The organism is Kitasatospora sp. NPDC002227 (genome assembly GCF_040296285.1).
Classification (GTDB): domain Bacteria; phylum Actinomycetota; class Actinomycetes; order Streptomycetales; family Streptomycetaceae; genus Kitasatospora.
On sequence record NZ_JBEOWY010000049.1, the window covers coordinates 1 to 24,536 of the forward strand.

27 protein-coding genes are annotated in these 24,536 nt (G+C 71.8%); 19 read left to right on the forward strand and 8 right to left on the reverse strand.

Annotation, left to right across the window (positions count from 1 at the left end; all coding sequences use genetic code 11):
* The first annotated feature begins 138 nt into the window (after positions 1-138).
* The 6 genes from ABT095_RS30935 (at position 139) to ABT095_RS30960 (ending at position 5,198) form a co-directional block, all read left to right on the forward strand.
* Positions 139-1,008 (forward strand): JmjC domain-containing protein, encoded by an 870-nt coding sequence (locus ABT095_RS30935; RefSeq protein WP_350532863.1) that lies wholly within the window; start codon positions 139-141, stop codon positions 1,006-1,008.
* A gap of 25 nt (positions 1,009-1,033) precedes the next feature.
* Entirely contained in the window at positions 1,034-1,906 is an 873-nt protein-coding gene (locus ABT095_RS30940) for a JmjC domain-containing protein (protein ID WP_350532864.1), read from the forward strand.
* 129 nt (positions 1,907-2,035) lie between these two features.
* Complete coding sequence (locus tag ABT095_RS30945) at positions 2,036-2,428, forward strand: RidA family protein (protein WP_350532865.1); 393 nt, start codon at positions 2,036-2,038, stop codon at positions 2,426-2,428.
* Positions 2,429-2,569: 141 nt separating this feature from the next.
* Positions 2,570-3,271: a scabin-related ADP-ribosyltransferase gene (locus tag ABT095_RS30950; RefSeq protein ID WP_350532866.1), complete on the forward strand. Its 702-nt coding sequence runs from the start codon at positions 2,570-2,572 to the stop codon at positions 3,269-3,271.
* Positions 3,272-3,329: 58 nt separating this feature from the next.
* Complete coding sequence (locus tag ABT095_RS30955) at positions 3,330-4,139, forward strand: DUF817 family protein (RefSeq protein WP_350532867.1); 810 nt, start codon at positions 3,330-3,332, stop codon at positions 4,137-4,139.
* Between the two features lie 72 nt (positions 4,140-4,211).
* Positions 4,212-5,198 (forward strand): quinone oxidoreductase family protein, encoded by a 987-nt coding sequence (locus ABT095_RS30960; protein WP_350532868.1) that lies wholly within the window; start codon positions 4,212-4,214, stop codon positions 5,196-5,198.
* Between the two features lies 1 nt (position 5,199).
* On the opposite strand, the gene ABT095_RS30965 is transcribed toward ABT095_RS30960, so the two are convergent.
* On the reverse strand, positions 5,200-6,165 hold the full coding sequence (locus ABT095_RS30965) for an ArsR/SmtB family transcription factor (RefSeq protein ID WP_350532869.1): 966 nt from the start codon (positions 6,163-6,165) through the stop codon (positions 5,200-5,202).
* A gap of 381 nt (positions 6,166-6,546) precedes the next feature.
* On the opposite strand from ABT095_RS30965, the gene stsA reads away from it, so the two are divergent.
* The 5 genes from stsA (at position 6,547) to ABT095_RS30990 (ending at position 10,410) form a co-directional block, all read left to right on the forward strand.
* Positions 6,547-6,666, forward strand: coding sequence for a StsA family sactipeptide RiPP (gene stsA / locus ABT095_RS30970; protein ID WP_350532870.1), 120 nt, complete (start codon positions 6,547-6,549; stop codon positions 6,664-6,666).
* Between the two features lie 149 nt (positions 6,667-6,815).
* A complete protein-coding gene (gene stsB / locus ABT095_RS30975; RefSeq protein ID WP_350532871.1) occupies positions 6,816-8,294 on the forward strand; it encodes a StsB family radical SAM/SPASM domain sactipeptide maturase in 1,479 nt (492 codons plus the stop codon).
* A 10-nt stretch (positions 8,295-8,304) separates the two neighbouring features.
* Positions 8,305-8,595: a PqqD family protein gene (locus ABT095_RS30980; protein ID WP_350532872.1), complete on the forward strand. Its 291-nt coding sequence runs from the start codon at positions 8,305-8,307 to the stop codon at positions 8,593-8,595.
* Positions 8,596-8,686: 91 nt separating this feature from the next.
* Positions 8,687-9,577 carry an ABC transporter ATP-binding protein gene (locus ABT095_RS30985; protein WP_350532873.1) on the forward strand — a complete coding sequence of 297 codons (891 nt, stop codon included), beginning with the start codon at positions 8,687-8,689 and terminating at the stop codon, positions 9,575-9,577.
* Positions 9,574-10,410, forward strand: a complete 837-nt coding sequence (locus ABT095_RS30990) for an ABC transporter permease (protein ID WP_350532874.1) — start codon at positions 9,574-9,576, stop codon at positions 10,408-10,410. Before ABT095_RS30985 ends, ABT095_RS30990 begins: the two co-directional genes overlap by 4 nt.
* Before the next feature lie 6 nt (positions 10,411-10,416).
* Here the strand turns inward: ABT095_RS30990 and ABT095_RS30995 are convergent, their stop codons facing one another.
* From ABT095_RS30995 to ABT095_RS31005, 3 genes are all read right to left on the reverse strand, one after another.
* On the reverse strand, positions 10,417-11,847 hold the full coding sequence (locus tag ABT095_RS30995) for a glycosyltransferase (protein ID WP_350532875.1): 1,431 nt from the start codon (positions 11,845-11,847) through the stop codon (positions 10,417-10,419).
* A gap of 215 nt (positions 11,848-12,062) precedes the next feature.
* Positions 12,063-12,602 (reverse strand): immunity protein CdiI family protein, encoded by a 540-nt coding sequence (locus tag ABT095_RS31000; RefSeq protein ID WP_350532876.1) that lies wholly within the window; start codon positions 12,600-12,602, stop codon positions 12,063-12,065.
* Between the two features lie 244 nt (positions 12,603-12,846).
* Positions 12,847-13,275: an arsenate reductase ArsC gene (locus ABT095_RS31005; RefSeq protein ID WP_350532877.1), complete on the reverse strand. Its 429-nt coding sequence runs from the start codon at positions 13,273-13,275 to the stop codon at positions 12,847-12,849.
* A gap of 93 nt (positions 13,276-13,368) precedes the next feature.
* Between ABT095_RS31005 and ABT095_RS31010 the strand changes: the two genes are divergently transcribed.
* Genes ABT095_RS31010 through ABT095_RS31020 form a run of 3 tightly spaced genes read left to right on the forward strand, consistent with a single transcriptional unit; the run spans position 13,369 to position 15,540 of the window.
* Positions 13,369-13,680: an ArsR/SmtB family transcription factor gene (locus ABT095_RS31010; protein ID WP_350532878.1), complete on the forward strand. Its 312-nt coding sequence runs from the start codon at positions 13,369-13,371 to the stop codon at positions 13,678-13,680.
* Positions 13,681-13,726: 46 nt separating this feature from the next.
* Complete coding sequence (locus tag ABT095_RS31015) at positions 13,727-14,494, forward strand: aquaporin (RefSeq protein ID WP_350532879.1); 768 nt, start codon at positions 13,727-13,729, stop codon at positions 14,492-14,494.
* Positions 14,491-15,540: an ArsO family NAD(P)H-dependent flavin-containing monooxygenase gene (locus ABT095_RS31020; RefSeq protein ID WP_350532880.1), complete on the forward strand. Its 1,050-nt coding sequence runs from the start codon at positions 14,491-14,493 to the stop codon at positions 15,538-15,540. Before ABT095_RS31015 ends, ABT095_RS31020 begins: the two co-directional genes overlap by 4 nt.
* Positions 15,541-15,632: 92 nt before the next feature.
* On the opposite strand, the gene ABT095_RS31025 is transcribed toward ABT095_RS31020, so the two are convergent.
* From ABT095_RS31025 to ABT095_RS31035, 3 genes are all read right to left on the reverse strand, one after another.
* Positions 15,633-17,438 carry a CocE/NonD family hydrolase gene (locus tag ABT095_RS31025; protein ID WP_350532881.1) on the reverse strand — a complete coding sequence of 602 codons (1,806 nt, stop codon included), beginning with the start codon at positions 17,436-17,438 and terminating at the stop codon, positions 15,633-15,635.
* A 175-nt stretch (positions 17,439-17,613) separates the two neighbouring features.
* Positions 17,614-18,117: a GNAT family N-acetyltransferase gene (locus ABT095_RS31030; protein WP_350532882.1), complete on the reverse strand. Its 504-nt coding sequence runs from the start codon at positions 18,115-18,117 to the stop codon at positions 17,614-17,616.
* 36 nt (positions 18,118-18,153) lie between these two features.
* A complete protein-coding gene (locus ABT095_RS31035) occupies positions 18,154-18,516 on the reverse strand; it encodes a metalloregulator ArsR/SmtB family transcription factor (protein WP_350532883.1) in 363 nt (120 codons plus the stop codon).
* A 122-nt stretch (positions 18,517-18,638) separates the two neighbouring features.
* Here ABT095_RS31035 and ABT095_RS31040 point away from each other — a divergent pair, with 122 nt between their 5' ends.
* A complete protein-coding gene (locus ABT095_RS31040; RefSeq protein ID WP_350532884.1) occupies positions 18,639-20,009 on the forward strand; it encodes an NAD(P)-binding domain-containing protein in 1,371 nt (456 codons plus the stop codon).
* A 72-nt stretch (positions 20,010-20,081) separates the two neighbouring features.
* On the opposite strand, the gene ABT095_RS31045 is transcribed toward ABT095_RS31040, so the two are convergent.
* Entirely contained in the window at positions 20,082-20,690 is a 609-nt protein-coding gene (locus tag ABT095_RS31045; RefSeq protein ID WP_502885066.1) for a hypothetical protein, read from the reverse strand.
* Between the two features lie 316 nt (positions 20,691-21,006).
* On the opposite strand from ABT095_RS31045, the gene hemL reads away from it, so the two are divergent.
* The 4 genes from hemL (at position 21,007) to ABT095_RS31065 (ending at position 24,535) form a co-directional block, all read left to right on the forward strand.
* Positions 21,007-22,347, forward strand: a complete 1,341-nt coding sequence (gene hemL, locus ABT095_RS31050) for a glutamate-1-semialdehyde 2,1-aminomutase (RefSeq protein WP_350532885.1) — start codon at positions 21,007-21,009, stop codon at positions 22,345-22,347.
* Between the two features lie 23 nt (positions 22,348-22,370).
* Positions 22,371-23,021, forward strand: coding sequence for a histidine phosphatase family protein (locus ABT095_RS31055; protein ID WP_350532919.1), 651 nt, complete (start codon positions 22,371-22,373; stop codon positions 23,019-23,021).
* 141 nt (positions 23,022-23,162) lie between these two features.
* Positions 23,163-23,762 (forward strand): TlpA family protein disulfide reductase, encoded by a 600-nt coding sequence (locus ABT095_RS31060; RefSeq protein WP_350532886.1) that lies wholly within the window; start codon positions 23,163-23,165, stop codon positions 23,760-23,762.
* Entirely contained in the window at positions 23,759-24,535 is a 777-nt protein-coding gene (locus ABT095_RS31065) for a cytochrome c biogenesis CcdA family protein (RefSeq protein WP_350532887.1), read from the forward strand. Before ABT095_RS31060 ends, ABT095_RS31065 begins: the two co-directional genes overlap by 4 nt.
* Position 24,536: the final 1 nt, after the last annotated feature.

The following is a 24,536-nucleotide window of genomic DNA, read 5'->3' on the forward strand; positions in this document are numbered from 1 at the left end:
CGGCCACGTGACCACGGACTCCTGCGGCGAGTGCCACCCGGACGTGATCTGACCGTCCCCCGCGTGGGCCCCGGCGGGCGTGCCGCCGGGGCCCACCTCCCCACCTACCGAGCTGCTTCCGAGAGGAGTCGAGGCGCCATGGACTGGCTCGCCCGCTGCATCCCCGACCTGGAGAACTTCCTCCGCCACCAGTGGCGTCAGGGCCCGGCCCTGCTGCGCCCGGCCGACCCGCCGGTCGAGCTGCTGACCCCCGCCGACCTGGAGGCGCTGCTCGACAGCGGCACCCTCCGCACCCCGTACGCGGGCCTGTTCACCGTGGGCGGCAATGTCGCGGAGGAGCGGTACTGCACCCCGCGCACCGTGGCCGGCCTGCCGGTGTACGGGTACCCCGACCCGGTCAAGGTGCGGGGGCTGATCCGGGAGGAGTCCGCCACCCTCCAACTGCGCTACCTCAACCACTGGCACCCGGGCGTGCGGTCGCTGACCGAGGACCTGGGTGAGCAACTGGGCCGCCTCAGCGAGGCGTTCCTCTTCCACTCGCAGCCCGGCCGGCGCGGCCCGGTGCACCGCGACGACGGCGACATCCTGGTGCTCCAGCTCTCCGGCGCCAAGCACTGGGAGGTCTACCCGGGCCCGACCGACGCCTCCTGGCAGCCCGTCCGCGAGGAGCAGCCCGGCGCCCCGCTGTTCGAGGGCGTCGTCCGGACCGGTGAGGTGCTCTACGTGCCCAACGGCTACGCCCACCGGGCCTGGGCCACCGAGGACGGCCCCTCCCTGCACCTGACCGTGGTGCTCCGCGAGGCCGGCGCCGGCCACCTCCGCGCCCAGCTCAAGTCCCGGCTCGCCGAGGGCCTGACCCTCCCCGCTCGCCCGCTGGACGACGCCGACCTGACCAAGGCCGCTGCCGAACTCCTGGACCACCTGCGCGACCGACTCGACGAGCTCACCCCCGCCGAACTGGTCTCCGCCGCCCGCCGCAACGCCCACAGCAGCCGCCCGACCGCCTGAGCCCCTCGCAGGAGAGTGACCCACCATGACCGCCACCTGGCTCCGCCGCTGCGTCGAGGACGAGCACCACTTCCTGACCGAGCTCTGGCGCACCCGCCCCGCCGTCCTCCGCCCCACCGACCCGCCGGTAGAGGCCGTCACCTACGCCGAGATCGAACAGCGCCTGGAGGACGGCCTGTTGAAGGTCCCGTACATCGGCCTGGTGCAGCGCGACGCGCACCTGCCCACCGAGCGCTTCTGCCGCCCCCGGGTGGTGCTCGGCGAGGTGTTCGCCGACTACGCGGACGCGTTCCAGGTCCGGGCCTTGATCCGGGATGAGGATGCCACCGTGCTGCTCCGGTACGTGGACCAGTGGCACCAGGGGGCAAGGGAATTGGCGCGTGGACTAGGCGCGGAGCTGGGCCGGCAGGTGGAGGCGTTCTTCTTTCGCACCCCGCCCGGCACCCAGGGCCGGCCGGTGCACCGGGACGACGCCGACGTGCTTGCCGTCCAACTGACAGGCAGCAAGCGCTGGTTGGTTCACGGCGGCCCGGCCGACGGCCACTGGGTGCCGGACCGGGAGGACGGCGATCCGGGCGACGTGCTGCTGGACACTGTGCTCCAGCCCGGCGAAGTCCTGTACATCCCTAGGGGTTTCGCGCACAGCGCGACCGCCGTCGGCGACGAGCCCTCCACCCACCTCTCGCTGACCATCCGCGAGGCCGCCACCGCGAACCTCTACGCCTTCGCCCAGGCCGTCCTCGCCGACACCTCCTACCTGCCCGGTCGCCCGCTCGACGACCCGGCCCTGCAGGCCGCCGCCGACGACCTGCTCAGCCACGCCCGCCTCACCCTCGACTCGCTCACGCCCGAGGACCTGGTGGCCTGCACCCGGGAGGCGATGCGGCAGAGCGCCTGACACGCGGAGGCTTTCGTCGCCCAGGCCCTCGCCGTCCTGCAGGCCGCGCCCGAGAGCTGACCTAGCATCATGGTCATCGGCCCGGAGAGAACCGGGCCGGTGGCCGTGTTCGGCGTTCAGGGGGAGCAGATGCAGCACTTCGTCCGGCCCGAGGGGGCCTCGCCGGTCAACGGCTACAGCCACGCCGTGCTGTTCTCCGGCCCGACGGTCGCCGTCTCGGGCCAGGTGCCGGTGGACGCGGCCGGGCAGCTGGTGGGGGAAGGGGACGCCGAGGCCCAGATCCGCCAGGTCTTCGCGAACCTGGCCACCGCGCTCGCGGCGGCGGGCACCGACCTCGCCCATGTGGTCAAGCTGACCGTCTTCCTGACCGACCTGGCGGACCTGCCCGCCTTCCGCAAGGTCCGCGACGAGCACCAGGACGCCGAACGGCCCCCGGCCTGCTCGCTGGTGCAGGTCGGGGGCCTGGTCCACCCGCTCTGGCGGGTGGAGGTCGACGCCCTCGCGGTGCTCCCGGCGGCGTAGCAGGGCGGGTCGGACCTGGATGGTCAGTATCGGTACGACTTATCCACTCCTGCGGGTGATGACGGCGTATCGCTCCGGGCGTGCCCCGGTCGACCCGGCTATGAAGAGCGTGTCCTGTTGATCAACTGATGGGCTCTCACCATGCTGCAGGCCGCGCTGCGGATGCTCGCCGCTGTCACCCTCGTCTCGACCGTCGCCGTCACCCCGGCTGTCGCCGCACCAGCGGTGCCGGCCGCACGGGCGGCAGTCGCCGACGACCTGACCACCCCGTGCGGGCCGGTGGTCGACTACCGGGCCTGGGACTGGTGGCGGACGACCACCGAGCCGCAGATCGCCCAGACGGTCGCGGCCAAGGCCGCCGAGGAGCACTGGCAGTGGCGCAACGACGTCAACACGCTCTGGCGCGGCGACACCCGGGAGAACGTGGAGGACATCTTCCGCACCGGCTTCACGCCCCGCGGTGACCAGGTGATCCCCCTGGACCAGTACATCGTCAAGGGCGGGGGGCAGAGCAGCGCCCACCTGAGCACCAGCTGCGCGATGTGGGTGGCCCAGAAGTTCGCCACCTACGGCACGGCCAAGACCGGCTGGGTCTACGAGATCTACGCCCCCGGCGGCATCGACGTCAACGCCACCGCCCGGCTCAACGGCTACCAGTCGCCCTACCTGTGGAACAAGGAGATCGACTTCCCCGGCGGGGTCGACGGCAAATACCTCAAGGGCGCTTGCAAGTACCGCCTGACCGCCACCGACCCGGACACCAAGGTCAGCACCTTCGAGAACCTCGGCTGCAAGTCCAACCCCGATTTCGCCCCGTACCAGGCCACGGCGGCCACCCCCTGACCGAACCGGTCCACCGAGCGCGGGGAACCGGCACCGGCTCCCCGCGCATCCAGTCCGTATGGACTCGATGATCGACCACGCCCGCGGCTTCGCGGGCCAGCTGCTGCGCTTCGCCTGGCTCGAGACGCTGAGCTGCGGCTACGCCGTCGCCCTGTTCGCCGGCATGGCCGCGATCGAGCTGCTGCCGACCGCCCCGGTCGCGCACTACGACCTGCTGCTGGGGTTCGGGCTGCTGCTGACCGGGGTGGCCTGGGCCACCGGCTGGGAGCGGGGGCGCGACGTCGCCGCCATCGCCGGCTGCCACCTGCTGGGCCTGGTCCTGGAGTTGGTGAAGGTGCGGGCGGGATCCTGGAGCTACCCGCACCCGGCCCTGACCAAGCTGGGCGGTGTCCCGCTGTACAGCGGTTTCATGTACGCCGCCGTCGGCTCCTTCGTATGCACCTCCTGGCGGTTGCTGGGCCTGCGGCTCAGCGGGTACCGCCCGGCCCTGATGGTGCTGCTCGCCGCGGCCGCCTACACGAACTTCCTCACCAACCGCTGGTGGCCGGACCTGCGGTGGCCGATAGCGCTGCTGCTGGTGCTGGCCACGGCCCGCACCACGGTGCACTTCACGGTGGGGGCCCGGCGGTACCGGATGCCCTTGGCCCTGTCCTTCACCCTGATCGGCTTCTTCCTCTGGCTGGCCGAGAACCTCGCCACCGCCCTGGGCGCCTGGCGCTACCCGTACCAGCTGCACGTCTGGCACCCGGTCTCGGTGGCCGTCTGGTCCTCCTGGGCGCTGCTGATCGTGGTGGTCTTCGTCCTGGTCACCCCGGGGGCCGTCCGCCGCCGGGCCTCGGCGCGGTACACCGAGGCCCCCGCCGCCTGACCCGAACTGGCATGCGAGACCCGCCGGTTGTACTAGGTTCGGGGGCGAAGTCCATCGATGGGGGAGAGCGACATGCGCGCACTGGTCATGACGGCGCCGGGCGGTTCGGAGAACTCGCTGGTCCGGGAGGTCGAGGAGCCGGCTCCGGGCCCGGGCCAGGTCTCGGTCGAAGTGGCCTACGCGGGGCTGAACTTCGTCGACGTGATGGCCCGCCGGGGAGACGCCGGGTACGTGACGGCCTGGCCGTACCTGCCGGGCAAGGAGGTCTCCGGCACGGTCCGTGCGCTCGGCGCGGGCGTGACCGGGCTGGCGGTCGGCGACCAGGTGGTGGCCGCGCCGGCCGGCGGCGGGCTGGCGGAGGTGGTGGTGGCCGAGGCCGCGCTCACCGTGCCCGTCCCGGCCGGAGTGGCGCTGAGCAGGGCGGCGGCCGTGCCGCTCGGGCTGGCCACCGCGATGCTGCTGCTCACCGAGTCGGGCCGGTTCGCGGCGGGGGAGACCGTCCTGGTCCACTCGGCAGGCGGCGGGATCGGCCGGGGGATCGCGGAGCTGGTGCCGCAGCTCGGCGGCGGCCGGCTGATCGGCACGGTCGGCCGCCCGGAGAAGGCCGCGGCGGCCGTAGAGGCCGGTTACGACGCCGCGTTCGCCCGGGACGAGAAGCTGGCCGAGGCCGTCCGCGAGGCGGCCGGGGGCCGGGGTGTCGACCTCGTCCTCGACCCGCTGGGCACCGAGGCGCTGGAGCTCGACCTCGAGCTGCTGGCCCCCGGCGGCCGGGTCGTCCTCTTCGGCAACGCCGGGGGCGGCGAGGTCACCCCGCTGCCCCCGGCGGCCCGCCTGCTCGGCGGCAACCTCGGCATCACCGGCTTCAGTCACCGGGGCCTGACGGTCGGCGCTCCGGAGAAGGTCGCCCGCGCCGTCGCCCGGGTGCTCGCGCTGCTGGCCGAGGGCCGGCTGGACGTCCCGGTCACCGAGCTCCCGGGTCTGTCGGCCGCGCCGGCCGCCCATGACCTGCTCGCGGCCGGCCGTGGTGAGGGCAAGTACGTGGTGGCGGTGGCCGGTTGAGTCAGCCGGCTGCGGTGCGCAGGTGCCGCGCCGGGTTGCTGTGCAGCAGGTCGTGGCCGAGCTGGGTGAGGGAGTGACGGACCTGCCGCCCCTCGCGCTCGGTGGTGATCGCACCGGCCGTGCGCAGGGCGGTGGCGTGCGCGGAGGCGGAGGGGGAGGTGACGCGGAGGCGCTCGGCCAACTGCGTCGTGGTACAGGGGCCTTGGCTGATCGCGCGTAGGGCGCGGGCCCGCGGGGCGCCGATCAGGTGGGCCAGTCCGTCCGTCCGGGGCGGCGCCTGCTCGGCGGGCCGGGGGGTGACCGGGTAGTTCAGCACGGTCGGGTTTCGCCGGCTGGGGACGGCGGAGAGGCAGTCCTGGAGGAAGAAGCTGGGGCGCAGTTCGAGACCGCGGCCGCCCAGGTCGAAGGTGCCGTCCCAGTCGGGTGAGGCGTACCGCAGGACTCCGCTCTCGTGCCAGGAGAGCCGCGGGTGCAGCTGGTTCAGCATGGTGCTGGCCCCGGCCTCGGCCGAGGTCCGCGCGCGGCCTGCGATCTCGGCCTGCAGGAGGCGCAGGATGTCGGGCCAGTACGGTGCGAGGCAGGCCCGGAACAGAGCTCGGACGGCGTCCGTGAACCGGGGTAACGCCGAGGTGCCGCCCTCGCGTAACTCGGCCACGATGCGCGGCAGTTCGGGCTCCTGGTCGTAGAAGGAGAGGTCGCGGTAGAACGTCGCGTCGGAGATCTCGAGCATGGCGTCGAGTTCGTCGCCGAGCTGCTGCCCGCGGGTGGCCAGGACGAAGGCGGGCACGCCTCTGAGACTGGCATTGACCAACTCGAACACCGGCGCGGCCTGGGCGGGTACGTGCCGCCTCGCCTGGCGCCACCACCGGTCGCGGTTGACCGAGACGCCGACGCAGGAGTGCTCCGCCCGGGCCACACCACTGATCACGTGGAACAACGGCGAGATGCCGAAACGAACATTTGCCATGTCGGCCACACCGAAGTCGAGTTCGAGCACAGCGCCCCCCAGCTCCCCTGATGAGCCCCCGCGACCTTGATGGTGCCATGAACGAGATGTGAAGGCGATAGGTCGGGACGTTTCGCAACTATTAGCCCCAGGGACGAACTGCTGGCGTACCGAACGGCCCCTCGCAACCATGGGAACTGCTCGACAGTTCGTCACATCGGTTGCCGACAGCCCCTGGAGCACCGCTCGGTCCGGTTCGGTCCGGCTCGGCCGGGGAGCCGGAGTCCCTCCCTCCGCCACGGCGGCGCGAGCCGGCCGGAGCTCCGTTCCCGCTGCCTGCCGGCAACCCGTGTCCGCCTGTCCGTAGCTGCAGATCCGTCGCTTCGAACGAAGGGAATCACCATGAGGAACACCTGGTCCAAGCCGCAGATCGTCCCCACCGACCTCGAGGTCATCGACGGCTGCGCCTGTGCCTGCTCGGGTGGCGCGGGCGCCGGCGCCGGCAACAGCGCCGAGGCGTAAGTACGGCCCTGAGGGTCGTCACGTACGACGCCGGCTCCTCCCGCTCCGCAGGGCGCGGGAGGAGCCGGACACGGCGGCGCCGATGGCGCCGCCGGTTCCGTGGGCCCGCTGCCGCGGTCCGCTGCACCTCCCGACCTCCAAGGTGGAACGTGAAACTGCTGGAACAGTGGTCCGATCTGGTCGTACCCGATGACTTGGTCTACTTCACGTACGGCGAGCGCCGAATGGTCGCCAACCCCGAGATCTCCTCCTGGTGCGAACTCGGCGGTGCCGAAATGGCGGTGCTCGGCCGCCTCTCCCGCCGCGAGGGCCCGCCGCCCGGCTTCGACCAGGACCCGCGCGCGCTGGAGCGCCTGATCGGCAAGCTGGTGCTGAACTGGCTCGCCTACCTGCCCGGCCGCCGTCCGGTCCTGCGCGAGCCCGACCCGCCGCTCAAGCTCGCCTACTACGCCATCACCGACGGCTGCAACCTGCGCTGCCCGTACTGCTACGCCTCCTCCGAGAAGGCCCTCCCGGGTGAACTGACCCACGAGGAGTCGATGGACCTGGTGAGCCAGATCGCGGCGATGGGGGCGAACACCATCGTCTTCACCGGCGGCGAGCCGATGCTCCGCCGGGACTTGCTGACCGTGGCGCAGCACGCCAAGGACTCCGGGCTCCACGTCAACATGATCACCAACGGCACGGTGATCCGTACGCCCGAGACGGCCAAGAAGATCGCCGACATCTTCAGCCTGGTCACCGTCAGCATGGACGGCGGCACGGCCGAGCTGCACGAGAAGACCCGTGGCAAGGGCACCTTCGCCCGGACGTCCAAGGGCCTGCGGCTGCTCAACGAGGCCGGCGTCGTCCCGATCATCAACCACGTGGTGACCGAGGACAACGTGGACGCCATGGAGCAGATGTGCGAGTTCGTGGCCGGCTTCCAGGTCCGCATGGTGCGCCTGATGCAGCACTCCGACCTCGGCCGGGCCAACACCGACACCTACGACTTCGGGTGGACGGAGTACCAGAAGACCACCCGGTTCACCTGGACCAACGCGGCCGCCGCCAAGCTGCTGCCGGACGGCCCGCGGCCCGCGAAGCCCTGCTCGGTCAAGGGCAACTGCGGCATGGGCGGCAACGAGATCTACATCAACTCGCTGGGTGACGTGTACCCCTGCAAGCTGGTCACCGAGCCGGCGCACAAGGTGGGGAACGTACGCGAGAAGAGCCTCGCCGAGCTGTTCGCCTCGCCGCTGCTGGCGGACCTGCGGCGGAACAACGTGTTCAGCGGCACCAACCTGGAGGACTGCCGCCGGTGCTACATCCGGGGCGGCTGCGGCGGCGGCTGCCGCGGCTACCACATGGCGGAGACCGGGGACATCCACCGCAACGGACGCCACCTGTGCCGGATGCTGCGGCACAGCATGATCACCAACTACTGGCGTTCGCTCGGGGTCACCGGCCCCGAACTGGACGCGAACCAGGCCGAGATGTTCATCCCGCACCTGGTCTCAGACGACAGCATCCACCCGGTCTACGAGGACTGGAAGACCGCCGGCCGCCGGCAGCTGCCGGTCACCGTGACCACCACCGGCCGCCAGCTGCCGGGCACCGGGCGGCAGTTGCTGCCGATCGCCGACTGAAGGGCACCCCATGCGTTACGAGATCAGCGAGGACGTCGTCTGGACGCCGGGTTTCGACGAAGTCCGGCTGTACGACTCCGAGTCGGGGGAGTTCCAGACCCTCAACAGCACGGCGGCGCAGATCTGGACGCTGCTCGCCGACGGCAAGGACGTCGAGGGGATCGTCGCCGAGCTGGGCGCCGAGCACACCGACGGCAGCCCGGAGGCGCTGGACATGATCGGCTCCGACATCCGCGGGTTCCTCGCCGAACTCGCCGCCCGGGGCGTGCTGGTGGCCGAGACGGCCGCCAGCGCGTCCTGACCCTCCGCCGCCCGAGCCCGTCGCCGAGGAGCGCGCCATCACCACCGCACCCGCAGCCGAGATCGAGGATCTCGTCAAACGCTACGACGGCATGGACCGCAACGCCGTCGACCACCTCTCCTTCACGCTCGACACGGGCTCGGTCGTCGGGCTGCTCGGGCCCAACGGCGCGGGCAAGTCCACGCTCACCAAGCTGGTCTGCGGGATCGCCGTCCCCGACAGCGGCACGGTGCGGCTCTTCGGGCGCCGGCCCGACGAGCACGGCGGCCGGGCCAAGGCCGAGCTCGGGGTGGTGCACCAGTCCGCGCCCTTCGACATGATGCTGACCGCCTCGGACAACCTGCGGATCGCGACGGCCTTCAAGGGGCTGAGCTGGCGGGCCGTACGGCCGTGGGTGGACGCGAGGGCCGAGGAGTTCGGCATCGCGGGCAAGCTCTCCCAGCTGGTCTTCACCCTCTCCGGCGGCGAGCGCCGGCGCCTCCAGCTGATCCGGGCCCTGCTCGGCGGCCCGCGCCTGCTGCTCCTGGACGAGCCCTCGGCCGGGCTGGACGTGGCCGGCCGGCGGCAACTCTGGCAGCAGCTGGACCGGCTGCGCCGCGAGCGGGACACCACCGTGCTCTGGACCAGCCACTACGTCGAGGAGCTGGAGCGCAACTGCGGGCGGATCCTGATCGTCGACCGGGGGCGCCTGGTCGAGTCCGGCACCCCGCGCCGGCTGGCCGACACCTTCGGCCGCCCGAGCGCGGTCGTCCGGCCGGCCACCCCGCGCGACACCCAGGCGTTGGCGGCCGTCCTCGACCGGTACGGCCTGACCTCCGTCCGCGGTGAGGAGACCGTCCAGGTCACCGGGGTGGACGTCCGCGAACGGATCCGCGAACCGCTCGACCAGGCCCGGGCGGCGGGCATCACCATCGCCTCGGTCGAGTACCAGGCCGCATCGCTGGAGGACGCCTTCATGGAACTCGTGGGGGAGCGCGCATGAGCACCACCACCGAACCCGATCTCGCGGACGGCCGGTTCTGGACTTCGGCGGCGGTCCCCGGCGGCCGCCTCCCGCAGGACCTGGTGGCCACCCTGCACCGCGAGTACCGGCTGCTCACCCGCAACCGGACCAACCTGCTGCTCGCGGTGGTGCCTTCGGCCGTCTACCTGCTGCTCTTCGCCACCTCGCTCTCCCGCCTGGTGGGCACCGTGGAGTACGCGGGCCGTCGGACGACCTACTCGGAGTTCTCGCTGCCCGCGATCCTGCTCTCCACCATGCTGGCGGCCGCCACCACGGCCGGCGCCTCGCTCTTCCAGGAGCGCCTCGGCCAGATGGACCTCGAACTCTGGTCCTACCGGCTGCGGCGCAGCAGCTACGTCCTCGGCAAGCTGCTGGCGGGCACCATCCTGGTGCTGGCCCAGAGCCTGGCGGCGACGGCGGTCGCGCTGACGGTCTTCACCTTCTCCTGGCCGGCCACCCACTGGATCGCCCTGCTGTGCGCGATCGTCCTGGCCTCGGTGGCCTTCAACGGCCTCTACCTGCTGCTGGCCACCCGCTTCGAGGACTTCCAGCGCTTCACCGTGACCATCAACGTGCTGGCCCCGGTCCTGCTGTTCGCCAGCCCGTCGTTCTACCCCGTCCAGCAGATGTCCCCGGTGCTGCGCGTCCTGACCTGGGCCGATCCCGTCACCTACGGCATCCGCTGCCTGCGCGACGCGGCCCTGCTCGGCTTCTCCGGCGCCTGGCCGTGGATGCTCCTGCTGGCCGCCACCGGCCTGCTCACCTGCTCCCTGATCGGCCGCTCCCTGCTCAGCCGCGCCCGGCACCTCTAGCCGCCTCTAGCCGGCCTCGCCGTGCGGCGTCTTCTCCCAGCTGAACGGCGACACCACCAACTGGTGCACCGCCCGCCAGGCGGCCACCGACCACAGCACCGAGTACACCGGGGCGAACACCGCGGACCAGGGCGCCGCCAGCCCGGCCCGGCGGGCGGCCGCGTACGTGATGCCGATCCAGCAGGCGATCGACACCCCCTGGGCGAGGAGGACCGGCCCCACCAGGCTCGAGCCGCCCACCAGCGCGAGCAGCGTGAGGACGGACGCCACCGGCTGGACGGCCGAGGTGACCGGGGCGCTCGCGACCACACCGAGCAGCGACAGCAGCCCGGACGCCCGGAACCGGCGCACCGTCCGCCCCGGGCGCCGGGTGTGCACCGCCGCCGTCAGCAGGAACCCCTTGAACCACCGGGTCCGCTGCCGTACCCACGGGCCGAGGCGGTCGATCGCCTCCTCCCAGGTCACGGCCTCGATCATCTCGACCCGCTTGCCCAGTGCCGCGCACCGCATGCCGAGATCGGCGTCCTCGGTGACGTTCCAGGCGTCCCAGCCGCCGAGCTCGCGCAGGGTCTCGGTGCGGAAGTGGTTGCTGGTGCCGCCGAGCGGGATCGGCATCCCGAGGCGCACCATCCCGGGCAGCACGAACTTGAAGCGCAGCGCGTACTCCAGCGCCGACTGCCGTGTCAGCCAGTTCACTTCGGCATTTCGGAACAGCAACTGCGCCTGTACGCAGGCCAGTCGCTCATCGCTTGCCGCGAACCGCGCCGCCACCCGCCGCAGTTGGTCCGGCTCCGGCCGGTCCTCGGCGTCGAAGATCACCAGCAGCTCGCCGCGCGCCAGCATCAGCCCCAGGTTCACCGACCGGGGCTTGGTCTGCGGCGGTCCGGGCGGCAGCCGGACGATCCGGACGAACGGCGGCGGGCTTGCCGCCTGCACCGCCCGCAACGTGTCCGGGTCGTGCCGCTCCACCAGGACCAGCACCTCCAGCCGATCCGCCGGATAGTCCAGCCTGGCCAGCTGCCGCACCGTGTCCCCGATCACCGCCGCCTCCCGGTAGGCGGGCACCAGCACGGTGTAGAACGGCAACTCCCCCTCCGGCAACGGCCGGTCGGTTTCGGGTTCTTCTGCTCGCAGCCCGGCCACGGCGATCACGCCGTGCAACAGGCTGTACGCCGTCGAGAGCACCGTGAACACCGGCAGCGCCACCACCGGCGCGACCACCACCCCTACCGCCCCGGCCACTCCTGCCGCGGCAGCCGCCCACACCTGCCACCGCGCGAACCCCGACTTCGCCGCCAACTCCGGCTGCGCCCCGGCAAACCCGTCCGCCATCACCCCGGCCACCTCGGCCGACCGCTCCACCAGGATCCGGTCCTGCTCCGCCGCGTCCGCACCCCGCAGCGCCTCGACCACATCCGTGCCGACAATCCCCGCCATGACCAGCTTCCCTGACCCATCGTCGAATACCAGCCCGACGATTGTCATGGCCGGGCCGGCCGACGGGGGTGGGTCACCCTTCTCGTGATCATGACCTGCATCACGCCGCGGCCCGGCCCTCGCCAGAACATCGGGGTGATGGGCAGCGGCGGGCGCGGGTAGAAGTCGACGCCCGCGCCGAAGCAGTCGTAGTACCGGGTCGAGCTCGCGGGGTGTCAGTCGTCCAGCGCGTCGTACTCCACGGCCCACCTGGGGTCGAGCTCCTCGGTCAGCTGCTGGAACAGCAGCCTCCCCTGCGCAGCCGACTGCTGCCTCTCCGTCGCTGTCAGGTCATGCCGACTGTCGATCGCCTCGTCCAAGCCCTTGGCCCAGGCGTACAGCCGGTCGACCAGTTCGTCCGTCAGGCCGAGCGCGACCACGGGGTCGTCGGGAGCGAAGTTCACCCCGTCGTGCTCCCCGCCCACGAACCGCAGCGGGTAGCACTGGAATTCCAGCTTCAGCCGGACGGTGCGCGACCCGACCAGGGGCTCGTGCGCGTCCCGTCGCCAGTGGAATCCTCCGCAGGCCCAGCAGACGCAGTTCTCGACTCCGCGCACCACGTCGTGACAGAGCACCACCCACGACGGCCCGAGCTCGGCTGCCAGCCGAGTGGCCAGCTCGTACCCCCGACGCGTGGCCGTCCGGGCATCGTCAGGAGGGTACTCGGCACCCCAGGCGCGCAGATCGGCGGAGAGGCCGGCGGACAGCCCCAGCACCGGGTCGTCCGGCGAGAGTCCCCCCGGTGCTCCCTGCGCGGGACGGAGCGGACTGCTGGTGCCATCGGCCTGGACCCGAAGGATCCGGGGGGCAGGGTAGTTGGTGCCTGTCATACGAGGTTGGCTCCCATGAGAAATCCGCTTCCTCCGACAGTAATTGCCACCTGCCGCTCAACTCCATCGAAGATCACCCGGTAGATCGGCCTCCCGGGACCGCTCATGCCCCGGACGCCAGTCGCCAGGGTCAGTCCCTCTGTTCCGTGGTGGCCTTGGCGTCGATCTCGGCGATCAGGCCCTCGATCAGGGTCTTGATCGCGTCGCGGATCGGGCGGACGGCCTCGACGCCCTGCCCGGCCGGGTCGTCCAGCTTCCAGTCGAGGTACGTCTTGCCGGGGAAGTACGGGCAGGCGTCGCCGCAGCCCATGGTGATGACGTAGTCCGACGCCTGGACGGCCTCGGTGGTGAGGATCTTCGGCTGCTGGCCGGAGATGTCGATGCCGAGTTCGGCCATCGCGGCGACGGCGGACGGGTTGACCTGGTCGCCCGGCATCGAGCCGGCGGAGCGGACTTCGACGCGGTCCCCGGCGAGGTGGGTGAGGAAGCCCGCGGCCATCTGGGAGCGGCCGGCGTTGTGGATGCAGACGAAGAGGACGGAGGCGAGCGGCGCGGTCATGCGGGTGTCCTTCGGTGGGCGGGTGTGGGCCGGTGCCCGGTGGCGGGGGCAGGGCTCGCCAGGCGCCCCGAGCACCCGGTAACGTATCAGCCCATGGTGACGTCAGTCGACAGTGATGTATTGAAGGTCTTGGCCGACCCGCTGCGGATGCAGATCGTCCAGCTCCTCGCCCGCGAGGCGCTGTGCACGACCCACCTGGTGGAGGAGACCGGCGCGAAGCAGACCAACCTCTCCAACCACCTGAAGATCCTGCGCGAGGCCGGGCTGGTGGACACCGAGCCCTGTGGCCGCTTCACCTACTACTCGCTGCGGCCCGAAGCCCTGACCGGCCTGGCCGCCGAGTTCACCCGACTCGCCTCCGCCGCACGGCTGACCGCCGAGGCCGGCTTCAAGCGGTCCTGCTGACCACCCTTTCACCCCTGCCCCGCCCCCGTACGAGGAGCACCATCCGTTGAGCGCCACAGACGAAGCGAGACCTGAGACCACCGAGGCCGAGCCTCTCGCCGTCGAGCCCCCGGTGATCCCGCTGGTGAACCGCATCGCGGCCGAGCTGGTCGGCACCGCCGCCCTGGTCGCCGTGGTGGTCGGCTCCGGCATCCAGGCCACCGAGCTCACCAAGGACGTCGGCCTGCAGCTGCTGGCCAACTCGCTGGCCACCGTCTTCGGCCTCGGCGTGCTCATCCTGCTGCTCGGCCCGGTCTCCGGTGCCCACTTCAACCCGGTCGTCACACTCGCCGAGTGGTGGTCCGGCCGCAAGGCCCCCAAGGGCCTCGGCCTGCGCGAGGTCGCCGCCTACCTCCCGGCACAGGTCGCCGGGGCGATCGGCGGCGCGGTGCTCGCGGACGCGATGTTCGGCAAGGCGCTGGTGAAGTGGTCCACCCACGACCGTTCGGACGGCCACCTGCTGCTCGGCGAGATCGTCGCCACCGCCGGCCTGGTCCTGCTGATCTTCGGCCTGGGCAAGACCGACCACCTGCGGTTCGCCCCGATCGCGGTCGCCTCCTACATCGGCGCCGCGTACTGGTTCACCTCCTCCACCTCCTTCGCCAACCCGGCCGTCACGATCGGCCGCGCGTTCACCGACACCTTCGCCGGGATCGCCCCCGCCTCCGTACCGGGCTTCGTCGGCGTCCAGCTGGTCGGCGGTGTGGTCGGGCTGGCCCTGGTCGTGCTGGTCTTCGACGCCCCCCGCACGGCCACCGGGGCCGGTTCGAAGTGAGCGGCTTCCGGCGCACCCAGGTCCTCGTGATCGGCGGCGGCCAGGCCGGTCTCGCCGCCGGCTACCACCTGCGGCGCACCGGACTCGACTTCGCGATTCTCGACGCCGCCCAGGCTCCCGGCGGGGCCTGGCAGCACTACTGGGACACCCTGCGGCTGTTCTCGCCCGCCGCCTACTCCTCGCTGCCCGGCCGCCCCATGCCCGCTCAGCCCGGGCACGACGCGCCGGATGCCGCGCACGTCGCGGCCTACCTGGCGGAGTACGAGAAGCGCTACGAGCTGCCCGTCCACCGCCCCGTCCAGGTCCGCACCGTGGTGGATGCGGGGGACGGCGGGCTGCTGGCGACAACCGACGACGGCACCTGGCACGCCCGCGCGCTGATCAGCGCCACCGGCTCCTGGACCCGCCCCTTCCTCCCCGCCGTCCCCGGCCGGGAGGTGTTCGGCGGGCGCCAGCTCCACACCACCGGCTACCGCGACGCGACCGAGTTCGCCGGTCAGCGAGTCGTCGTCGTGGGCGGCGGCAACTCCGGCGCCCAGATCGCCGCCGACCTGGCCGGGCACGCCGCCGAGGTGCGCTGGGTCACCCGCCGACCGGCCCGGCTTCTCCCGGACGAGATCGACGGCCGGGCCCTGTTCGAGATCGCCACCCGCCGCGTCAACGACGGTGGCCCGCGCATCTCCGACCTCGGCGACATCGTCGCCACCGCACCCGTACGCGCCGCTCGTGTCGCCGGGCTCCTCGCCGACCACCACATGTTCGACCACCTCGACGCCGACGGCCCGGTGTGGACGGCCGGCGAACGGTGGCCGTGCGGCACCGTCATCTGGTGCACCGGCTTCCGCCCCGCCCTCGGCCCGCTCGCCGGCCTCGGCCTACGCGACGCCGACGGCCGCATTCCCACCGACGGCACCCGCGCTGGCGCCGACCCCCGCGTGCACCTGCTCGGCTACGGCGACTGGACCGGCCCCGCCTCCGCCACCCTCATCGGCGTGGGCCGCACCGCCCGTGCGGCCGTCACCGAACTCGCCGAGCTGCTGGGCTGACCCGCTGTCGTACGGCCCCGGCGACACCCGTGCGGCAGCCCGCCGTACACCGATCGGCGGGCTGCCGCACGGGCCGTGGAGCCCTGGGGCTGTCAGCCCAGCGGCAGTTCCAGCCGGGCCTCGCTCCCGGTCACGGAGCTGACCGTGGTGGTGCTGAGGGCGGGGAGGTCGGATCCCGCGTAGGAGTACAGCGGGTCACGGCTGTTGACCACCAGGGCGAGCCGGTGGCCGTCCGGCAGGTCGTAGGAGGCGGCCTGGAGGTTCCAGCTGACGGTGGTGTTGACCCTCGGGGTCAGGTCGGTGACCGTCAACGGCTCGTGGGTGATGATCCGGGCGGTGCCGTCCGGGGCGACGTCGTACAGGTAGGCGATCACGGTGGCGGTGTCGACGCTGCTGCGCACGGTGAGCTGCACGGTGGCGGTGCCCCGGATCCGGCGGGCCACCTTGTCGGAGCCGGTCAGCGGGTCGGTCGACCAGACCAGCAGCTGACCGCGCTCGAACTTCGCCGGCTCGTAGGACTTGGGGTTGCCGAACCACTCCTGCTGCCCGGTCTTGAGCAGCTCGCCCGCGACGGAGGAGGTCAGGGCGCCGGCCTCGAAGTCCCGCGACCACCCGACGGTCGGCTTGTCGGTGAGCGTGCCGTCACCGCCGTCGTCGGCACCGGTGAGGTACCAGGCCTCGCTGCCGGTGGTGACCTCGTGCCAGGACCCGTACGTCTCGCGGCGCGCCGGGACGGTGATCAGCTTGGTGCCGCCCGGGATGGGGACCGTCCGGTAGGTGAACATGCTCTGGCTGTTCACGGCCGGCCAGTTCGGCACGTCGTTGTCCGCGCCGAGCAGGAAGTGGTCCAGCCAGTCGTAGGCCTCCCGCGTCGGGACCGCCAGCCCGGGGAACGGCGCCCCGAGCACCAGCCCGGCCAGGCCGGGGCCCTCGGGGGCGCCGTGGTCGCCGATCCACAGGTTCAGCCGCTTCGGGACGGTGAGCCGCTCGAAGAGGTCGACCACCGGGTTGACCGGGAACAGCGTCTCGTGCCAGGTGTTCGAGATGAACGTCGGGATGCCCCGCTCGTTCGTCCGGTCGACGTGGGTCTCCGGGGAGCGCGGGGTGCCCCACTCGACCACCTCGTCGAGGTCCCGGCCGCTGAGGAAGTTCTTGAGGATCCGCTGGGTCTCTTCGTCGAACTTCTCCTCCAGCGGGCCGCCGGTGAAGTCGATCAGCGCCTGCACGGCCTCCAGGTGCCGGGTGCCGTTGTTGTACAGGCTGGTGGCGAGGTTCCCCCAGGTGCTCAGCGCGACCACGGTGGAGACGCGATTGCCCGGGTCGTTCGCGGCGACCAACTGGCTGATCCCGGAACCGTACGACTCGCCGAGGAAGCCGATCCGGCTGGGCTCAAGGGCCTCCTGCGCGTAGTCGATCACGGACGAGCCGTCGGCCCAGTCCTCGGGCCCGGCCACGTTGACGAAGCCCTCGGAGGTCGACAGCCAGCCCTTGATGCCGATGCCACGCGGGGAGTAGGCGAGGACGTGGTAGCCGCGCTGCGCCAGCTTGAGGTACGCGTAGAGGAAGGGCAGCCAGCCGTACGGGTTCCACCCGGCGGGCACGATCACCACGGGGTGCGGGGCGCCGTCCGTCAGCTTGATGCTGAACGCCGACAGCCGGACACCGTCGTTGGCGGTGATGCGGGGCAGTGCGATCGTGGCGATCCGCTGGACTTCGGCCACCAGCTCCGAGAGCTCCGGCGGGAGTTCGACGCCCTCCTCGCCCTGCAGGGAGGCGAGCAGCGCCCTGGACACGTCGACGACGGCCTGGCTGACGCTGTGGCCGGGGCCCCAGATGCCGTTGGTGGCGATGTCGGTGAGCGTTGCTTCGGTGACCGACGAAATCGGGTCACTGGTCATTCGGAACCACCTTCTCTGTATACGGACGCTGACCGCCATCCTGATCAGAGCGGGGGAAAGTAAACTGATGCACCGTCAATGTTCATCAGAAACAGTGATGTTGGGGTGACGGACACTCCCGCACGTCACGCTTGTGCTAAGTGGTCCGGAGCGCCGACGCGATCCGAGGAGCCGGTCAGTGGATGACGGGGCTGCGGCGCTCGATCAGCAGCACGTCCCGCCAGAGGCCGCGATGGCGGCCGATGCGCTCGCGGGTGCCGATCACCCGGAAGCCGGCCTTGGCGTGGACGGCGAGGCTGGCGGCGTTCTCCGGGAAGACGCCGGACTGGATCGTCCAGATCCCGGCCGCTTCCGTCGAGGTGATCAGCTCCCGCAGCAGCAGGCCGGCGATGCCCCTACCCTGGGCGTCCGGGTGGACGTAGACGGAGTGCTCCACCACCCCGGCGTACGCGCACCGGTCCGAGACCCGGCTCGCGGCGACCCAGCCCAGTACCCGGCTGCTGCCGTCGAGAGCGACGAAGCGGTGCTCCCGCAGCCTCCCGGTGTCGAACGCCTCCCAGGTAGGCGCCGCGGTCTCGAACGTGGCGTTGCCGCCGTCGATTCCGGCCTGGTAGACCGCCAGCACCTCCTCGGCGTGGTCGGCGGTCATCGGCGCGACAGTCGCGGCGGACTCGGGCATGAGGGGCGGGCTCCAGGGCGGGGCGGCGGGGCGGGGTCAGCCGGCGGCGGTGAGCAGGGCGGCCAGGCCGGCCAGCACCCCCGGCGCGACACGGTAGTAGACCCAGGTGCCGCGCCGCTCGGAGGTCAGCAGCCCGGCCTCGCGGAGCTTCTTCAGATGGTGGGAGACGGTCGGCTGCGAGACGCCCACGTCCTGGATGTCGCACACGCACGCTTCGCTCCCGGTGTGCGAGGCGACCTTGGAGAACAGTCGCAGCCGCACCGGGTCCGCGAGCGCCTTGAACATCGCCGCCATCTTCACCGAGTCGGCCTCCGACAACTCGGCGGAGGTGAGCGGCGGGCAGCACGGCACAGCCTCGGGCTCGATGACCGGCAACTCTGCCCTCTGCGGATTCGACATGCGCCTATATTGACATCTGTCGATACTGGCGGCAAGCTCGGCATCACATCAACAAACGTCGAATCAGCGGGTGGATGCAGAGGCAGCCACTGTCCGCAGTCTGACCAGCTCGGAGACCTGAGATGAGCGAGAACACCCCCGTCGGCCTGCCCGTCGTCGTCATCGGCGCGGGCCCCGTCGGCCTGGCCGCTGCCGCCCGCCTGATCGAGCGCGGCCTCGATCCGCTCGTCCTGGAGGCCGGTCCCGCCGCCGCCACGGCGGTGCGCCAGTGGAGCCACGTCCGGTTGTTCTCGCCCTGGGCCGAGCTGGTCGACCCGGCCGCCGAGAAGCTCCTCGCCCCGACCGGCTGGACCCGTCCGGACGGGGCGGCCTGTCCGTCCGGCGGCGACTGGGCCGAGCTGTACCTCCAGCCGCTGGCCGACGCGCTCGGTGACCGGGTGCGCTACGACACCCGGGTGACCGGCGTCGCCCGCGCGGGGCGTGACCGCATCGTCGACTCCGGTCGCACCGAGCAGCCCTTCACCGTCCACCTCGAGCACTCGGACGGCACCGAGGGGCGGATCGCGGCCCGCGCCGTCATCGACGCCTCCGGCACCTGGTCCACGCCGAACCCCCTCGGCGCCGACGGCCTGCCCGCCCTCGGCGAGCGCGCCGCAGGCGACCGCATCACGTACCGCATCCCCGACCTGGCCGACCCGGCCGTCCGTGAGCGGTTCGCGGGCAGGCGCACAGCCGTCGTCGGTACCGGCGCGTCCGCGTTCACCGCCCTGGCCTACCTCGCGGACCTGGCCGAGGACGAGCCCGGCACCCACACCGTCTGGGTCCTGCGGCGCGGCATCACCGGCAGCACCTACGGTGGTGGCGAGGCCGACCAGCTCCCGGCGCGCGGAGCATTGGGCCAGCGCGCCAGGAAGGCCGTCGAGGACGGCCACGCCAGTGCGCTCACCGGCTTCCGCACCGCCGCGGTCGAGGCCGACGGCGAGCGCCTGGTCCTCGTCGCCGAGGACGGCCGCCGCAGCGAACCCGTCGACCGGATCGTGGTCCTGACCGGCCTGCGACCGGACCTGTCCATCCTCTCCGAGCTCCGCCTCGGCCTCGACGAGCGTCTCCAGGCCCCGATCGCGCTCGCCCCGCTGATCGACCCCAACCAGCACTCCTGCGGCACCGTCTACCCCCACGGCGCCACCGAACTCACGCACCCAGAACGGGACGTGTACGTGGTCGGCATGAAGTCCTACGGCCGCGCCCCCACCTTCCTCGCCATGACCGGCTACGAGCAGGTCCGCTCCGTCGCCGCCGCCCTCGCCGGTGACCAGGAGGCCGCCGCCCGCGTCGAACTCACCCTCCCCGAGACGGGAGTCTGCGGCGGGGCCGGCCTCTTCGACGAGCCCGAGACCGCCCAGGACGGCGGCTGCTGCTCGACGCCGACCGGGCCGCAGCTGATCACCCTGGCCGGCCCCGCGTCCGGTGCGTCCTGCTCGACCACCGGGTAGGGGAGTTGGGGAGCGCTCCAGACCGGCGCCGGCGGTGAACGGTGATGAGCGGGGTGCCAGCCGGCCCGGCGGTCAGGGCCAGACCAGGCAGTACAGCTGGTGCCCCGCGTCGTGGAGGCGGTTCGCGAAGTCCTGCCACTCGTGGAGCATCGTGTAGATGACGAAGGCGTCGCGCGGGCCCCGGCGGTCGGGGACGGTGGACCAGATGAAGGCGGCGGCGCCGAGTTCGGTCTCGTCGGCCTTGCGGAGGGGCTCGACCACGGTGTGGGGGAGCTGGACGACGGCGTAGTCGGGGTGGAGGACGACCAGCTCCAGCGGCGGGACCTGGTGGAGGGGGACGCCGGTGATGCCGGTGAGGACCATGGCGCTCATGGTCTCCGGCTTGATCTTGGTGGAGAGGTGGCCGCCGAGCGATCCGCTGGTCTCCATCAGGTCGCCCAGGCGCCCCAGGGTGCCGAGCTCGCCCGCGTCGAGGCCGAGGCCGCCGGGGCCGAGCGCGGTGGGGACTCTCGCGGCGGTGGCCCGGTCGGGTGCGCCGAAGTACTTGTAGGTCACCCCCACGCGTCCTTCACCCCGCTTTCCCCTGCCCGAACCAGCTCCCCCGCCAGCAGCGCCGGTGGGCCGCCGGGAAGTACCCGCGGCCTCCTCGAAGCCGTCCTGCGCCTCGGACACTCGGACCATCCTCACCGGAATTCGCCGGAATCGACAGACCCCCGCACGCTCGGTGTCCCTCCGAACGTGCCCATTACCCCGTCTAGTGCAGCTGTAACACGTACTGCTGGCACACCTCACGGCCCACTGTGCCGCCACCGCGCACCACAGCCGTCCACGGACAGTCTGACTGATCCGTCAAGCGGATGAGAACAAGCGGATGAGAACGCGAGCGCAGGGAGCGAGGCGAGGAGCGAGCAGGTAGCACGACAGTACTCGGATCATCGTTCCAGATGTTCGGGTCCGACATGCGGAGGTGAAGGACACGATTTGAGACCATGTGCGGGTGACGAACCCCAAGAGCTACCCGTACGAGGCCCCCAAGTCCCAGTCGCTGTTCGACCGAGCCTCGGTCGTGACCCCCGGCGGCGTGAACTCGCCGGTGCGCGCCTTCCGCGCCGTCGGCGGCACGCCGCGCTTCATGGTCTCCGGCAGCGGCCCCTACCTGACCGACGCCGACGGCCGTGAGTACGTCGACCTGGTCTGCTCCTGGGGCCCGATGCTCCTGGGCCACGCCCACCCGGCCGTGATCGAGGCCGTGCAGCAGGCCGTGACCCGCGGCACCTCCTTCGGCACGCCCGGCCAGGGCGAGGTCGAGCTGGGCGAGGAGATCGTCGCGCGGGTCGCGCCGGTGGAGCAGGTCCGCCTGGTCTCCAGCGGCACCGAGGCCACCATGTCGGCGATCCGGCTGGCCCGCGGCTTCACCGGCCGCGCCAAGATCGTCAAGTTCGCCGGCTGCTACCACGGTCACGTGGACGCGCTGCTCGCCGCCGCCGGTTCCGGCGTGGCGACCTTCGGCCTGCCCGACACGCCGGGCGTGACCGGCGCCCAGGCCGGCGACACCATCGTGCTGCCGTACAACGACCTCGAGGCGGTGAAGCGGGCCTTCGCGGCGCACCCCGGCCAGATCGCCTGCGTGATCACCGAGGCGAGCCCCGGCAACATGGGCGTCGTCCCGCCGCTGCCCGGCTTCAACAAGGGCCTGGCCGAGCTCTGCCAGGCCGACGGCGCGCTGTTCATCTCGGACGAGGTGATGACCGGCTTCCGCGTCTCCAGGGCGGGCTGGTACGGCCTGGAGGCCGCGAACGAGGGCTGGGCGCCCGACCTGCTCACCTTCGGCAAGGTGATGGGCGGCGGCTTCCCGGCCGCGGCCTTCGGCGGGCGGGCCGACGTGATGGCCCACCTCGCCCCGGCCGGCCCGGTCTACCAGGCGGGCACCCTCTCCGGGAACCCGATCGCCACCGCCGCCGGCCTCGCCCAGCTGCGGAACTGCACCGACGAGGTGTACGCCACCGTCGACCGCGTCTCGGCCGAGATCTCCGGCCTGGTGAGCGACGCGCTGACCAAGGAGGGCGTGGCCCACCGCCTGCAGACGGCGGGCAACATGTTCTCGGTCTTCTTCACCGAGGCGCCCGTCACCAACTACGACGAGGCCCGCACCCAGGAGGCGTTCCGCTTCAACGCCTTCTTCCACAGCATGCTCAGCCAGGGCGTCTACCTGCCGCCCTCCGCCTTCGAGTCCTGGTTCGTGTCGGCCTCGCACGACGAGCGCGCGGTCGAGTGGATCGCCGCCGCCCTGCCCGCCGCCGCCCAGGCCGCCGCCGCTGCCCGCGAGGAGTCCAAGTGAGCGAGACCACCGTCGTCCACCTGATGCGGCACGGCGAGGTGCACAACCCGGAGGGCATCCTGTACGGCCGCCTGCCGGGCTACCACCTCTCCGAGCTGGGCCGGGAGATGGCCGACCGGGTCGCCGAGCACCTGGCGGACCGCGACATCACGTACGTGGTCGCCTCCCCGCTGGAGCGCGCCCAGGAGACGGCCGCGCCGATCGGCAAGTCCCACGGCCTGGAGATCGCCGCCGACGAGCGGCTGATCGAGGCCGACAACATCTTCCAGGGCAAGACCTTCGGCGTCGGCGACGGCTCGCTGAAGAACCCCGGGTACTGGCGCTACCTCACCAACCCGTTCAAGCCCTCCTGGGGCGAGCCGTACATCGAGCAGGCGGTCCGGATGATGGCCGCCCTCGCGGCGGCCCGGGACGCGGCGCGCGGGCACGAGGCGGTCTGCGTCAGCCACCAGCTGCCGATCTGGACCGTCCGCTCCTTCGCCGAGAAGCGGAAGCTCTGGCACGACCCGCGCAACCGCCAGTGCTCGCTGGCCTCGCTCACCAGCTTCACGTACGAGGGCGACAAGCTCGTCTCGGTCGGGTACTCCGAGCCCGCCCGCGACCTGCTCCCGGCGCACCTGATCGGCAAGGGCAAGAAGGGCGACAAGCCCGTCGGCAAGAGCTTCGGAGCCTGACGGATCCGCCGGTGGATCCGCTGACGGTCCTTTAGGGGACATAAGCGGATCATAAGTGCGAGAACCGCAGGTCAGCGGGGGTCCGGCCGACAAGGACGGACCCCCCTCCGAGGGCCTGAAGTCCCATGCGAAACTTTTCACATGTCTGGGACGAATCGCCGCCGCACCATGCTCGCCGCCGTGGTCGCGGCCACCGCCGCGCTGGCTCTGAGCGCCTGCTCCTCGGGCTCCTCCGGCGGTGGCGGCCAGACCGGCTTCATCACCGGCAAGAGCGGGCTGGACACGGCGCAGGCGGGCCACCGCAAGGACGCCCCGGAGATCTCCGGCATCACCATCGACGGCGGCAAGGCCTCCCTCGCCGACTACAAGGGCAAGGTCGTGGTGCTCAACGTCTGGGGCTCCTGGTGCGGCCCGTGCCGTGCCGAGGCCGCGGGCCTGGAGCAGGTCGCCCAGAAGTACCAGGGTCAGGGCGTGCAGTTCCTCGGCATCAACACCCGGGACACCGATCCGGGCAACGCCGTCGCCTTCGAGAAGAACTTCGGCATCAGCTACCCGAGCCTGTACGACCCGGACGGCACCCAGATCCTGAAGTTCCCCAAGGGCAGCCTCAACCCGCAGGCCATCCCCTCCACCATCGTGGTCGACCGGGACGGCAAGCTGGCCGCCCGCTCGCTGCGCGCGCTGTCGGCGGAGGACCTGGAGAGCCTGATCAAGCCGATCGTCGCCGAGAAGTCCCAGTGAGCGCCGCGCTCCTCGCGGAGCTGGGCCCCAACCAGACGGTGCTGAGCGGGGCGATCCTGCTCGCGATCCCGGTCGCGCTGCTGGCCGGGCTGGTCTCCTTCTTCTCGCCCTGCGTGCTGCCGCTGGTCCCCGGTTACCTGAGCTACGTCACCGGCTTCTCGGCGGTCGACCTTGCCGACGCCAAGGGGACCAAGCGGGGCCGGATGGTGCTCGGATCGGCGCTGTTCGTGCTCGGCTTCTCGGCCGTGTTTGTCTCCGGTGGCGCCTTGTTCGGCTACTTCGGGGACACCCTCCGGGAGCACCGCGAGGCCATCAACATCGTGATGGGCGCGGTGACGGTGTTGATGGGCCTGGCCTTCATGGGCCTGCTGCCCGGCTTCACCATGCGGGAACTGCGCACCCACCGACGTCCGGCTGTCGGTCTGGCCGGGGCGCCGCTGCTCGGCCTCGTGTTCGGGCTCGGCTGGACCCCCTGCCTCGGGCCCACGTACTCCTCGATCAACGTCCTGGCGATGAACGGGGCCGACCCCTGGCGCGGTTCGCTTCTCGCTGCCGTCTACTGCCTGGGCCTCGGCGTACCGTTCATCGTGGCTGCGCTCGCGTTCCGCCGCGCGCTCGGCGCGTTCGGCTGGATCAAGCAGCACTACCAGTGGGTCATGCGGATCGGTGGCGGCATGCTCGTCGTCGTCGGCCTGCTGCTCCTCACCGGCGCCTGGGACGACCTGGTCAGCCAGATTCGTTACGCCTTCGCCGACTTCTCGATCGGAATCTGAC

Excerpts from the sequence above, each read along its gene's own strand:
- ABT095_RS30960 (WP_350532868.1), top strand. The coding sequence starts at position 4,212 with ATGCGCGCACTGGTCATGACGGCGCCGGGCGGTTCGGAGAACTCGCTG.
- ABT095_RS30985 (WP_350532873.1), top strand. The coding sequence starts at position 8,687 with ATGGACCGCAACGCCGTCGACCACCTCTCCTTCACGCTCGACACGGGC.
- ABT095_RS31005 (WP_350532877.1), bottom strand. The coding sequence starts at position 13,275 with ATGACCGCGCCGCTCGCCTCCGTCCTCTTCGTCTGCATCCACAACGCC.
- ABT095_RS31060 (WP_350532886.1), top strand. The coding sequence starts at position 23,163 with ATGTCTGGGACGAATCGCCGCCGCACCATGCTCGCCGCCGTGGTCGCG.
- ABT095_RS31045 (WP_502885066.1), bottom strand. The coding sequence starts at position 20,690 with ATGGTCCGAGTGTCCGAGGCGCAGGACGGCTTCGAGGAGGCCGCGGGT.
- ABT095_RS30935 (WP_350532863.1), top strand. The coding sequence starts at position 139 with ATGGACTGGCTCGCCCGCTGCATCCCCGACCTGGAGAACTTCCTCCGC.
- ABT095_RS31040 (WP_350532884.1), top strand. The coding sequence starts at position 18,639 with ATGAGCGAGAACACCCCCGTCGGCCTGCCCGTCGTCGTCATCGGCGCG.
- ABT095_RS31055 (WP_350532919.1), top strand. The coding sequence starts at position 22,371 with ATGCGGCACGGCGAGGTGCACAACCCGGAGGGCATCCTGTACGGCCGC.
- ABT095_RS30955 (WP_350532867.1), top strand. The coding sequence starts at position 3,330 with ATGGACTCGATGATCGACCACGCCCGCGGCTTCGCGGGCCAGCTGCTG.
- ABT095_RS31025 (WP_350532881.1), bottom strand. The coding sequence starts at position 17,438 with ATGACCAGTGACCCGATTTCGTCGGTCACCGAAGCAACGCTCACCGAC.
- ABT095_RS30980 (WP_350532872.1), top strand. The coding sequence starts at position 8,305 with ATGCGTTACGAGATCAGCGAGGACGTCGTCTGGACGCCGGGTTTCGAC.
- stsA (WP_350532870.1), top strand. The coding sequence starts at position 6,547 with ATGAGGAACACCTGGTCCAAGCCGCAGATCGTCCCCACCGACCTCGAG.
- ABT095_RS31010 (WP_350532878.1), top strand. The coding sequence starts at position 13,369 with ATGGTGACGTCAGTCGACAGTGATGTATTGAAGGTCTTGGCCGACCCG.
- ABT095_RS30945 (WP_350532865.1), top strand. The coding sequence starts at position 2,036 with ATGCAGCACTTCGTCCGGCCCGAGGGGGCCTCGCCGGTCAACGGCTAC.
- ABT095_RS31030 (WP_350532882.1), bottom strand. The coding sequence starts at position 18,117 with ATGCCCGAGTCCGCCGCGACTGTCGCGCCGATGACCGCCGACCACGCC.
- ABT095_RS30965 (WP_350532869.1), bottom strand. The coding sequence starts at position 6,165 with ATGGCAAATGTTCGTTTCGGCATCTCGCCGTTGTTCCACGTGATCAGT.
- ABT095_RS30990 (WP_350532874.1), top strand. The coding sequence starts at position 9,574 with ATGAGCACCACCACCGAACCCGATCTCGCGGACGGCCGGTTCTGGACT.
- ABT095_RS30950 (WP_350532866.1), top strand. The coding sequence starts at position 2,570 with ATGCTGCAGGCCGCGCTGCGGATGCTCGCCGCTGTCACCCTCGTCTCG.
- ABT095_RS31035 (WP_350532883.1), bottom strand. The coding sequence starts at position 18,516 with ATGTCGAATCCGCAGAGGGCAGAGTTGCCGGTCATCGAGCCCGAGGCT.
- ABT095_RS30995 (WP_350532875.1), bottom strand. The coding sequence starts at position 11,847 with ATGGCGGGGATTGTCGGCACGGATGTGGTCGAGGCGCTGCGGGGTGCG.
- ABT095_RS30940 (WP_350532864.1), top strand. The coding sequence starts at position 1,034 with ATGACCGCCACCTGGCTCCGCCGCTGCGTCGAGGACGAGCACCACTTC.